Raw genomic sequence first — 12,075 nt, 5'->3', positions numbered from 1 at the left:
CAGATTTTAATTACATTTGGATTTTACATTCAAATGATGAAAACTAGACTTTTCCGCCTGACGGTTCTAATGCTTGCATTCACCATGACATCATGTGACCAAATTCTCGATAACTACTGGGATCGTAAAGCGCAGGAGCAGTACGTTTCACCGTACAAAGGCACCTATAAAGGCAATTATAGCGGCGACGAAGTGGGCACGATCACCATAGAAGTGGCCAAAAGCGGCAACACGTCCCTCGTCAAAACATCTAAGTTCGGTACTGATGATTCTTTTTCGTCCGGCACGGTAACGGATGACGGCTCGCTGAACTCGGTAAGATTGCAGTCGGGTTTTACGCTGCTCGGAAACCTGAATACAAAATCCGGCACCTGGAAAATGGGTGAATGGAATGGTAACTGGTCTGTGCTGAAGCAGTAAAGAATCCGTAAATTGAGAGGTTTTTTATGGCAATGCCGTTGGAATATTTTATTTCCTTAAAGATTTTGCCCGCCGGAAGCTCGCCAGCACATAATAGGCCACGAACACCATCGAAAACCGGATGATCGCCGGCACCGCCAGCTCCGCATCGAAAATGAAAATACCCGCGACGAGAAGAACCGTCATTAATATAAATGAAATTCCAAGCTTCTGTATCAGCGTAAATTGTTCGTCATCCAGATAATAGGCCATTCCCCACGCCGCGCCGAACGCAATTCCGTAGTAAAGATCCAGTGGCCAGCCCTCACTGCCCAGCAGGAAATAGTTGATTAAAAAACTTACCACCGTTCCGGCCAGAAAATAGAGTAGTGCGCGCTGCATAAAGGATGTTTGTACAAAATTAACGTTTTTTAAATTTACGGTGAATGTCTTACGACGCATGCTTAAAAATAAAAAGTTGCCCACCGGAATACCGGCGGGCAAAACTATTCTAAATATCAAACTATTATTTTTTAATTACTTTACCTGTCGCTATCACATTTCCAGTGGAATCTTTGAGCTGATACAGATAAACACCCTTCGTTAGATCAGATTTATTTAGTGTATTGTGACCTCGCACAAGGGTTGATGCAGACACTAACTTTCCTGCAGCGTCGTAGAACACCGCTTTAACTGCCGTTTCAGTTGAAATATATAAAATGTCTGTAAACGGATTGGGATAAACCGCTGTTTTATCACGGCTGGAATTTCCTGTCGCCAGCGCACCGAGGTTCATCACACCAAACGGAGAAAAGCTGGTGATGCCGCTTCCTGTAATGGTGTAAGGATTGCTGCCGCTCACCGCGCCGGAGTTTTCCGCCGTCCAGACGCCGTTTACATAATGTCCGACGGTAGCGTTATTTGGGTTAAAGGCTCCGTTCTGTTGTGAAGCATTCCATCCTAATGAAATAGTGGCATTGCTTCCGCCTGGCATGCCTTCCGAGATATCCCAGGTGGCATTTACCGCACCGTCGGGCGCGTTGGCAATTCCTTCAGAAACTTTCACTGAAAACGTATCGGAAGTTCCGGAGTTCGCCAGCGTTAAAGGATTGTAGTGGTTGGCTGTCCCAATCGGCAGGTTTACGGTTCCTCTTCCGGCATCTATATTTTCAATATTGACGGTTCCGGTCCCGTTCGTGACGATATAATTGGTGGCGTTGCCACCGGTTATCACAGATGAGTTTCCTTTGAGGTTTAAATTACTGTTATTAACATTAATGCTGTTATTAAGATTTGAAATTCCGAAGATGTTTAAATTTCCTGACTCTATATTCAATGGCGAGGAAATATTGAGGTTTCGCGCGTAGGCATTACCGTTTATTTTCGGAGTTAAACCGGTCGGAATGATGGTTTCATCAACACTGTTGGGAACAACTTTCGAATTCCAGTTCTCCGGATTCGTCCATAAATTGTCTCCTAAACTGTTTGAAAATGTATAATCTCCTTTGTATTCGAAAAGGCGGACTACATAGTTAACCGTTGCAAAGAAATAAAGTTTTCCGTTCAGAATAAAAAAGTTTCGGGGATCCCCGTTGTTATACGTTACAGGATCGATGTTTTTCACCATTTTCGTGGTTTCCTGTATTCCGTCGGTTCGCCAGATCTCACGGTCGGTAATATAGTTGGCATCGGTAACCCCAAAGTTGAACCAAAACGAATCCTGATAGAGCGCGGTGGTGTAAATGGACATCGTTCCGGTGATATAGGGATATACAGCTTCTGTCAACGGCTGCAGCTTTGGGGTTAGGCGCTGCATATAAAATTTGGACTCACCTGATTTCGTGTAAATTAAATACGCCGTGTTGTCATTGGCTTCAAAATAAGCTACACTCTGCCCTGCGGGAATTTCCTTTTCAATGACTCCCTGGTCTGTGCAGTACAGAATATAGTCTTTGGTCTGCCCATTCCTTGAATTGGTTGTTTTCACGTAAAAGCCGCCGGCATTCTTTTCCCCGGTAACCCTTAAAAAGTCCGTTAGAGAATCTACCGAAAGATCATACTCAAATTTTATGGTACCTGCTGTATCTAAGCTGTAAAGTCCCACAACCTGATTGATAATAGCCTTAAAAAACATTTTATTGGCAGTGGAACCATAAATATCAAAAGCCTGGCTGATGGTGACCCCACTTGGATTCTGATAATCTACGAAGATACTGACATTCTGCCCGTCGTACCGGTACATCCTTAACCCCGATGTAATGTATAAACTGCCGTTGAATACATGATGCAGCCCTTTATTCAGAGTCATTTGCTGTATAGATACACTCCCGCCGGGATTTCCGTCCGTTTTCCAAAGTTCCTGATTAGGTTTTCCGGCCGGAACTTTCAGGTAGTGAAACATCCCGTTGATTTCCTGGCTGTAAGGATTTTGCGGGTTACCCAATCCATAGCCTGCATCCATATGCCGGATATTAAATGACTTGCCTTCATCAATTTTAATGGTGTTGGCTGCAGTGCCATCGGTTCTCCAGAGTTCATATAACCCCGTCGCTTTGTTTTCAAAAGTAAAATACATCCAGCTTTCGGCCGCTTTAAATTCTCTGATTCCCGAATAGGAAGTCGCATCGTAACCTTGTGTAACGGTTGCCGAAAGATTTTTTACCACCTTCGTTCCGTCAGCCGTTCCGTCGGTAACCATCAAAGGCAATGGGTTTGCGGTAGATCCCCTTCCCTGATAAAAAAGACGGTTTTGCCAAACTTCCCCCTCTTTGTCGATAATCCTGATGGGCGGTATCAATCCGGAACTGGTAGAAGTGATTTCTGTAAACTGAGCATTCCCAAAACAGAATACTGCAGAAAACACCACAAGTAATAATTTTTTCATTTCGGTGATTTTTTTTAAGAATTTAGTCTTAAAAGTACACTACCGAAATTTTTTTCGCCTACCCTGTTTTGGGTATTTATCTATATAAAAACCTCAAGAATTTCCTCAGTTTTCACTTTCCCAAAATAATTTTCGATGGGCACCGTCTGAAATAAGGTATAGAGGGAGTCTTTGTCGTGTTTTTGGCCAATGAGTTGGTTCTCGAACTCTTCGATGGGTTTCGCCGCAAAGAAGTCGCCGAAAATTTTGGCTTTTTCGATGCTTCCTTTTACCACATCCAGATGCACTTCAATGAAGCCTGCTGGAATTTTTAAACCTTTCTTGAAGTTGTAATTCGGCGAGAACCCGAAATTCCAGTCCCACGTCTCGTATTTCTCTTTCACCAGCTTTTCGATGCCTGCGACATCTTCGTCTGTAAGCTGATAAGGTTCTGCAGACGGGTTGTTCTTAATAATTTCAACCGTTAAAAGTTCTTTGAGTTCGTTGGTTGTAAGCGGCGCCGGAAGATAATCGATGAGGTTCGTCACGCGCGAGCGCGTGGACTTGGTGGCTTTATCAACGAATTTTAACGGATTTACAGTCAAAGCTTTTGCTAAGATTTCCATTTCCGAATCCAGAAGGATGGTACCGTGCTGAATCATTTTGCCCTGACGCGCCAGTTTTGCGTTACCGCTGAATTTCTTCCCGTCAACCAAAAGATCGTTGCGTCCCTGCAGGACTGCCGGTATACCTAATTTGTTCAGTACAGCCAATACGGGTTTCGTAAAGACCGAAAAATCCATGAAGTCATACTGTCCCAAAAGCGTGTGAAAAGAGAAGTTCAGATTCCCCAGATCATGATAAACAGTACCGCCACCGGACATGCGGCGCACCACTTTAATGTTGTTTTCACGTACATAATCAGCATCAATTTCAGCCAATGTGTTCTGAAATTTACCAACAATGATGGACGGTGCATTCACATAAAGCAAAAACAGATCCTCCTCCGGAAACCGGCTCAGCAGAAACTCTTCTGTGGCGATATTGAAGTAAGCATCATTCGATGGTGAATCTATTATGTACATAAATAAAAATTTGCCGCAAAATTACGGCAAATTCATTTGACATGATGAGTTATAAAAACTGTAAATTATCAGTTCACCATCTTCTTACTAATTGTAACGCCATCGGCAGTAGTGATTCTAAAGATCAAAACCTGATTGACCTGACCTAAAGGTAAACGCAACTCTTTTGCGTGGATGTTCCTTGCATTTGCTACAAGTCTTCCGTTCATGTCGTACACTTCCACAAGTTCTAAATTCATCTCAGAAGATCTGATTACTGCTTCTCCGTTTTGTTTAAATAATAAAATTCCATTGCCCGCCGCCGAATCGTTGGCCGACAACACACCATTGGCATAAACGATTTCGAAACGCGAACTGAACGCACCGGCCTCTGAACTGAAACTGTAGGGCGACTGCTGCAGATTGTGCGTGGTTCCGTTCTGTTTGTCCTTTATGTAAACAGCCTGTCCATTAGCGAAAATTCCGTCTTTTTCAGCTAAAGTAATCGTGTAAATACCGGCTGTGAGCGTCCGGAAATGAAGCGGTACAATATCTGATGTCTGGAACGGTGCGCGACCCTGGATGATATATTCGGAATCATTCACCCACGAGGTAAGCGCGGTAGTACCATCGCCAAGATATTTACCATCTGTCCGGTCAACACCATTGTCTGCCGAATCCATATACGCAATAAGGGTTTGACCAAAGGTCCCGGCTGTATTCGTCACATTTAGCCAAATCCTGCTTCGGTCCTCAGCCTGGCCCCCCCGGAAGAACTGGTTTTTATTGTCCGCGGTTCGCATGGCATTATTAAAAATAAGCTGACCCGTGCCACCAGCTTTTTTCTGAACCAAGAATCCCTGTCCCACTTGTATTATTCCATTCGGTTTTTCTGCTGGTATATTAGGGTCAGAACTTGGCACGGCTGTTCCACCTGCTGTAGTATATGTTGCATAATAAGCGGTTGTAATGCCCGGGTCGGGTGTGTTGTTTCGCCGCCTCCAGAAATAAAGTGTACCCTCTATCTCGTTCTGGTTCGTGCTGAGCAGGTCATCTGCCTTTATGGTAGAGGCATACGGATTTGCAATCATATTAAAGCCTTGACCAGCACCGCTTAGCGGAGTCTTCACACGCCCGTTCGTGGGTGTGCCGGAAAAAACGCCTGTCCATATTTGAGGTGGGGTAGTAGTGCTGTAGGATACATGGTTATTACGCATCCTGATCAAAAATGCCTGTCCCGGACTGAAGTATGTATTTGAAGGCGTCACATTATTGAACACGTTTGTAGCCGTATTGTATATATAAAAACGGTCTGAAAGTGTTTGAGGAGAAAACTGCTGCAGCGTTTGGTTACCATACAGCGGGGATCCCCACATTGTGTAGTCGAGTCTGTAAAGTGGCGAACTGTTCCTCTTCACGGCAATAATACCGTGATTCACCTCATCTTCTGTCTGGACGAGATTTGTATTATTTTCCATTGTAAGGGTAGCTCCCGGCGATACGTTCAGCGAGCCTGTTAGCAGGATGTTTTTTCCGGCCGATACTGTTACTTTTGCATTATTGGCCACGGTAAGCCGACATGCAAGCAGGTCATTAGCGGTAATCAGGTCATTCAGGATTACAGCTTCTGTGCGTACATCAGGTATACCGTTGGTCCAACCCGTGTCAGTAAAAGTCGATGTTTTTGTGTCTACGATAATAGTATTTGTATACGCCAAGCCACAGTTGGCGTTTCCTATTACGGCCCTAAAATATGTCTTACCGGTAATTATTCCGGCCATTTGGCCCGTAAGCGTTGTGGAGTTGCTGTCAATTCGTTCGTAATTACTGAAATCCTCAAAATAAGATTTTTGCCAGTAAAGAACACTTTCATTGTTTCCACTCAGGGAGATATCATCCGGTGCATACGAAACACACGCGATGTTGTTCGGAATCGAAATTGTTCCTGGATTTAATCCCGGAACTACAGTGATGGTCACCTCCCTGCTGGTCGCAATACCGTTTGCATCTTTTACAGTGAGGGTATAAATTGCCGTTCCTGCTGCTACCGTAAGTGCTGTTGCAGTCGCGGCATTTCCCAATCCACCAGACCATTCATATGTAAAAGGCAAATCGCCCCCGGTCACCTGCGCTGATAGGAGCGCCTCCTGACCCTCACAATAATTAGGCTTGCTATTGATGGCCACGCTGTAAGGTCCAGCTTTGATTGCTGTAAAATAGGACATCACATTACTCGGCAGGGAAGCGCCTTCCGCTGTAAGTGTAAAGTTTTCCAGTGGAGCAAAACGTTTCCACGGATTTGTCTGCTGATTGAAAGTGCCGGTAAGTTGTGCCGCGGCCATCGTGCTTTGATCTACAAGCACCTCAGTTGTCAGATAATTTGCCGTCACGGTCGCGACAGTGTTTGTCATTCCTTCCGGTTGAATTTTCCAATACCTGCTGATATAGTTTTCATGGCTGTGATTGTCAGGATGAATGTCATCTGCCAATGAAACATTAAGCAACGCCCCGGGTATAAAAGTCCCTGACGTGATTTTCACTCTTATTGGGCTGTACCCTGGTGTAGCGGAAAGATCTCCAACAGGGAAGAAGTATTCGCCGACGCTTGTGAACGGTCTTCTGACCATTCCGGCACCATCTGCCGCTATCATGGTCGTAACATCAAATGTTCCCTGTACCGCGTTGGCACCCAGTGTAAGGTTATTCGGGCCGAGAACAACAACTCCTTTAGTAAGGTTCAGCGTACCACCCACTGTGATGTCTTTGTTTAAAATGACATTATTACGTGATTTGTTTACGTTAAGATTATTAAAGTTAATGGACGCGCTGCCGCCAATCATCTGGTCTTCTTCACCTGTCAGATTGATATCCTTTCCTGCAAGATTTACAGCGCTGTTGAAAGTCAGATTTCCACGCACGTTAAGACTGGCGGGTACCACCGTTCCTCTGCCTGAAAATGTTAAGTTGTAATATGCGGCTAAAGAAGCTCCGTTTGGCGCAGGAACTGTCTGATTGGTTCCTGAAAACTCTACGGTGTTGGGCGTCAGGCCAAACAAAATCGTTCCTCCGTTCGTAAGCGCTCCGTTAATTTTTGCGTAATTGTTTTCCAGTGCGCGCAGAGAGGCGCTTGCTGCAACTTCAAGATTGTTGAATTCGGTGCTTCCGGCCATTGTTGCATCTGCTGACATAAAAACAACTTTAGCATCACCAGAACCTGAATTGAACGTTCCGTTATTGATCCAGGCTCCTTCTCCTCCAAATATTTGAAGTGTCGCGGTATTTGGACTGTTTACGACGCCGCCCGGCTGAATGATCAGGTTTTTTGCCAGTGAGAAATCCTTCTCTAATAAAGTCGGGTTATTATCCGTAGTTCTGGCATCGGGAATGTACAAAGTTCTAGATTGGGAAGGCGTTGCGTTAGGTGTCCAGTTGGCCGCCGTAATCCAGGAGTCGCTCACCGAGCCATTCCAGACAAGAACAAGGGGATCCGTTCCTGTACCTTCTAAATATTCATCCAGTGTAATAAATACTTTTCCGAATGTGCTTTGAAAGTAAAGCCCAATATTCGCATTACTGATTTCAACCCAATTTTCAGTCGGATTAAAATTGGATCTGCCTTGCTCGACTTCGGCAGTTTCAGTCTTAGCCCAGTATACCAGTTTCGGTTCACTGTTTCTGTTAAGCTCAGAGTCCAAGTAATGTTGACGGATCACTGCTTTTGTATTTTGTGCACCCGTTTGTATGATGTCATAGTATCTTTGTATGGCACCTGCACGCCAGTTAGGAGCGGTGCCAATCATTACCTTGGCACTCATTGAGCTTGGAAGTGTTCCAGAGTTGGTAAAAAGTATTGATGAATCAGGATGCCCGAAGGTGTAAAGAACATTAAAGGCAAAACTGTTTCGCGTAATGATACCGGTTACATCTCCAACTCCTGCGTTTGTTGCTTCAGGGCCCATCGTAAGGGTGTAAGTTCCCATATCTAATGAGCCTTTAGTTGCTGAAGGATTCGCATTGGGAAGGCTTAAGATCCCATTTACAGTAAGATTTCCGCTTGCGTTGGTCCCTGCGGCAGATCTTAGACTGACGTTGGTGTACGTTCCGGGTACTAATGTTTGGGCCGTCGCTGGTGCATTCATGGTCAGCGTACCGGTTCCTGTAAATGTTTTTCCGGAAGGGAATGGTGTTGCTGACGTATTCTGTGTGAGAAGTTCGCCAATTATGCTGATGGATGAAAGATTACCGGAAAGTACGTTTGTTCCAAGATTTACCTGCTGGCTAAGACCTACACTCAGTGACCCGTTAACTGAAATGTTGCCGAAGATGTCAACAGTATTGGAATTTGTGGCCGAAAACGGTACGGAAAAATTATTCAAAAGGTTTGTTGTTCCCTGAGTTGTTTGGTCAAGGCTTATTGTTTTTGTGCCCGTGCCTGTAATCGTAAGATTAGATGCACTGCTGCCGCGGAGACCTCCGGAAACGGTGTTGTTTACTGTGCCGCCGATGGTAAGCGTACTGCTTTTTATTGAAAGTTTACCTGCGCTGAGAGTGAGAGGGCCGTTCACTATAAGATTACCGTCCATGTCTGCGTTGCCATGAACTACGAAATCCTGCGCCACACCCTGAAAATTAGCAAAATTACTAACTGGATTAGCTGAAACAGTGATGTCGTCAAGTGCAAATTCGTCTGCCGCTCCCGCTGTTACCGTGTTACCTGTCCATTTAAAATAATAATATTCGTTAGGGTTTATATTAAGACCTGTCACCGTAACCACCCGGTAACTTGCTTTCCACGAAGGTGCTTCGTCTGCTGTGGCAGGTGAAGTAACATTGAGTTGGCTCACGTTCGTGAATGTGCTGTTGTCTGCCGAGTGACTGAAATTGAAGCTGGACGAGCCCGGTTGGTCATTGTATATGTATACTTTATAGCCGATATTCACTGACGTAATAGGCGCTGAAGTTTGGTTTTGCATTCTCAGCGTCATGGAGCCGGAATTGAAGTCATTGGCCGTAGGTTGTACCCCAAGGGCCGCATTGTTTGTCGCAACATTATAGGCATAGATCCCTCCCGCGGACACACCACCGTTGCTGCTGCCGCGTCCAAAACCGGGGTTGGTATTAACACCACCTAAAGGTAAATTGCCGTCGGCAAGACCCATCACTGACCACGAATTGGAATTCAGTTTACCTGTAACCGGGGTTCTGTCAAAACCGCTTCCAACGAACCGGTCTAGATTCACGCCGCTCACAGTGGTGTCAAAATCAATCCTGTGCAAATTGTTCATGCTCAGGATCTGCCAGCCCAGGGTCGCATTGAGCGTCCGCTGCTCGCCACGTGCTGGTGATGTAATTCGATAATTAGATGTTGGTCCAGCTCCGTTAAATGTAAAGACCGCAACGTGGTAGAGGGTATTGGGATTTAGATTCGATACATCCACCGAAGTACCGCTACCCGAATACACGACAAAATTTCCCGTTCCGGTCTGAGATCCAGATCCGAAAATAGGGTTGGCCGTATAATCTGTGCCGTCAGTCGGTGCTGAATTTACCTCAGTCACTGCACTCATTACCACCAAGCTGTTTGCTTTGATGGGAATGGTCCAGTCTATCGTAAAACCTGATGCGGTAACATTTCTGAAAGTTACTTTAGAGGCTGGAGAAGTTGGTTCTGTAGCCGGTACCGAAAATTCGTCAGCGCCCATATCCGGAGATGTGGTGCTACGAGCCTGTTGGTCAATGTCTATAGTTACAGCAGGTAATGCCTGCCCTTTGTTATCTAACTCGGGATTATTTGCAGGTAGCAGGTGAAGGTCATCAATCCCAGTATAGGCAGGTAGAACATTCAGTGAATTTTGGTCTTTCCCGGTGGCATTTCGCCAGTTTGCGAGGGTTGTCTGCTGTCCTCCTAAAAATCCAACAGTATGCGCACGGTAATTATTATAATTAATCGCTGTAAAAGCATTTGCAGCAACCTCTGAGTAAAGCGCGTAGCTTTGCGTTGTAGAACTGTTCGTAAATATGTTATTGCGGACATCAAAGCCGGAGCCGCCTGCAATATAGAGTGCAGATGACCATCCGACCTGTGGCGTGTTCATGGCTACCGTATTATGGTAAATTTTTGTTCCGGTACCATTGGTGATGTAGATGCCGTGGGCAGAATTAGTAGAACCTCCGTTACTGGCAATATTACCGATGAAATTGTTTGCCAGAGAAACACCTGTCGAGGCTGCTGAAATATTAACTTCAATGCCATAAATGGGGCCGCCCTGCTCATTGCGGACGTTACTGATCTTATTCTCCGTTACTTCAACCTGACTGCTCGATCCGCCGATACTGATGACGCGTCCCCGGTAAGATCCGGTTGTCTTGAAATCCTCAAAAATATTTTTTCTGATAAAGATCTGGCTTCCGTTTTCTACATAAAGACCAAGCTGACTGTTTGAACTGCTTGTATTTGCAAAACCGGTTAAACGGTTATCCGCGATAGTGACATTCGCGGCGTTCGAAATCTGTACAGGTACATTGGGTTTCTGCGCGTCAATGCTACTTCCCATCTGGTTACCGCTTATGGTGATATTGGATGTTTTGAGGCTGCTATTGTCACTGCCGTTCACTATAATTCCTTGCCTTACATTGATGAATTCATTACTACTAAAGGTGAGACTGTTATGTGCTGCTGTAGCCATGCCGCCACCCAGCTGATTATTACTCCCAATTGCATTGTTTCCTACAAATACGCCCGACAACTGAATGCCCGGTTGGTTTCTGTTCTGCACCTGCAGTCTGGTGTGGCTGATGCGTACGTTACTGGCATTATTAGTTCCTGTTGAGGAGAGCCAAACGGCAGTTCTGGCTACATATTCTACTCCGTCATTGTTACTGATCGTAAGATTTCGCGAGGTTCCACCGTTTACGTTTGAGCCGTCTATGATAATATTATCCGCACCTTCGAGGTGAAATACGGCAGGGACACCCGTATAATCGTTGATGTTTACAGCGGAAACGGTGACATCCTTTCCGGTATTTGGCTTGATGCGCAAGGTATTTGAGGAACTTGTACCGGCAAACTGCAATATTTTAATTGGAAAACTCTCACCTGTCGTATTGTTGTAATTGTCATCATTCAGCAGGAAGGTTACTGGGCCACTTACACCCACTGTGTTGATTCGGTTAATTGCCGCTGTAATCGTGTTGAAAGGCGCGGGCTGGGACTTGCCGATGATATATGTGCCGGAAAGTGCCTGTGAAAAACAGAGTGCCGACAAAAAAGCGAGAACAACAAATAGTATTTTCTTCATAACGGATGTAAAATGGTTGGGAAAAATGGAAACAGGGATTTTTGCAATACAGCTATTTCGTTCGCAGCCGCTGTCTGTAATGTGTCAAAAGAATAATTCCGGTGCCGGCGAGGCCCAGCAGTGGTAGATAATCGTCTATAGGAGTAGGAAGCGGATCATCCCCCTCGAGATCTCCGTCCGAATCGTCATCTCCGGGACCGGAATAGGCTTCCGGCGGTTTTTCATAAAATGATTCATCCGTATTTTCACTTTCGCTGAAACGGTTTTGCGCAAAGGCAGTACCCGCCGAAAAGCAAATGATAAGGAGGGTATAAATACCTTTTTGCATGTAGAAATATTTTGCGCAAAGATATGATTTTTAAAAATATACGGGTGATTTAACGTGTCTATCCTAATGATTTTCATTGGGTACATTCTAATGGTTTTTGGGTATAAGTAAGCTATCGTTTTT

General features: G+C 45.1%; 6 protein-coding genes. 1 reads left to right on the top strand and 5 read right to left on the bottom strand.

Annotation, left to right across the window (positions count from 1 at the left end; all coding sequences use genetic code 11):
- Window positions 1-33: 33 nt before the first annotated feature.
- The gene (locus tag QEP06_RS11080) at window positions 34-420 is read left to right on the top strand and encodes a hypothetical protein (protein ID WP_285270312.1); all 387 of its coding nucleotides are present in this window, start codon (window positions 34-36) and stop codon (window positions 418-420) included.
- Window positions 421-468: 48 nt separating this feature from the next.
- Here the strand turns inward: QEP06_RS11080 and QEP06_RS11075 are convergent, their stop codons facing one another.
- The 5 genes from QEP06_RS11075 to QEP06_RS11055 form a co-directional block, all read right to left on the bottom strand.
- Complete coding sequence (locus QEP06_RS11075) at window positions 469-801, bottom strand: hypothetical protein (RefSeq protein ID WP_285270311.1); 333 nt, start codon at window positions 799-801, stop codon at window positions 469-471.
- A 124-nt stretch (window positions 802-925) separates the two neighbouring features.
- Window positions 926-3,283: a T9SS type A sorting domain-containing protein gene (locus tag QEP06_RS11070; protein WP_285270310.1), complete on the bottom strand. Its 2,358-nt coding sequence runs from the start codon at window positions 3,281-3,283 to the stop codon at window positions 926-928.
- Window positions 3,284-3,363: 80 nt separating this feature from the next.
- A complete protein-coding gene (gene lplA / locus QEP06_RS11065) occupies window positions 3,364-4,347 on the bottom strand; it encodes a lipoate--protein ligase (protein ID WP_285270309.1) in 984 nt (327 codons plus the stop codon).
- Window positions 4,348-4,415: 68 nt separating this feature from the next.
- Complete coding sequence (locus tag QEP06_RS11060; protein WP_285270308.1) at window positions 4,416-11,624, bottom strand: fibronectin type III domain-containing protein; 7,209 nt, start codon at window positions 11,622-11,624, stop codon at window positions 4,416-4,418.
- 52 nt (window positions 11,625-11,676) lie between these two features.
- Window positions 11,677-11,952 (bottom strand): hypothetical protein, encoded by a 276-nt coding sequence (locus QEP06_RS11055; RefSeq protein ID WP_285270307.1) that lies wholly within the window; start codon window positions 11,950-11,952, stop codon window positions 11,677-11,679.
- Window positions 11,953-12,075 lie beyond the last annotated feature (123 nt).

This window comes from Kaistella rhinocerotis (genome assembly GCF_030243905.1).
In the GTDB taxonomy this organism is placed as follows: Bacteria; Bacteroidota; Bacteroidia; order Flavobacteriales; family Weeksellaceae; genus Kaistella; species Kaistella rhinocerotis.
This window is presented reverse-complemented; position numbering and strand designations above follow the sequence as displayed.

Excerpts from the sequence above, each read along its gene's own strand:
- lplA (WP_285270309.1), bottom strand. The coding sequence starts at position 4,347 with ATGTACATAATAGATTCACCATCGAATGATGCTTACTTCAATATCGCC.
- QEP06_RS11075 (WP_285270311.1), bottom strand. The coding sequence starts at position 801 with ATGCAGCGCGCACTACTCTATTTTCTGGCCGGAACGGTGGTAAGTTTT.
- QEP06_RS11080 (WP_285270312.1), top strand. The coding sequence starts at position 34 with ATGATGAAAACTAGACTTTTCCGCCTGACGGTTCTAATGCTTGCATTC.
- QEP06_RS11055 (WP_285270307.1), bottom strand. The coding sequence starts at position 11,952 with ATGCAAAAAGGTATTTATACCCTCCTTATCATTTGCTTTTCGGCGGGT.
- QEP06_RS11060 (WP_285270308.1), bottom strand. The coding sequence starts at position 11,624 with ATGAAGAAAATACTATTTGTTGTTCTCGCTTTTTTGTCGGCACTCTGT.
- QEP06_RS11070 (WP_285270310.1), bottom strand. The coding sequence starts at position 3,283 with ATGAAAAAATTATTACTTGTGGTGTTTTCTGCAGTATTCTGTTTTGGG.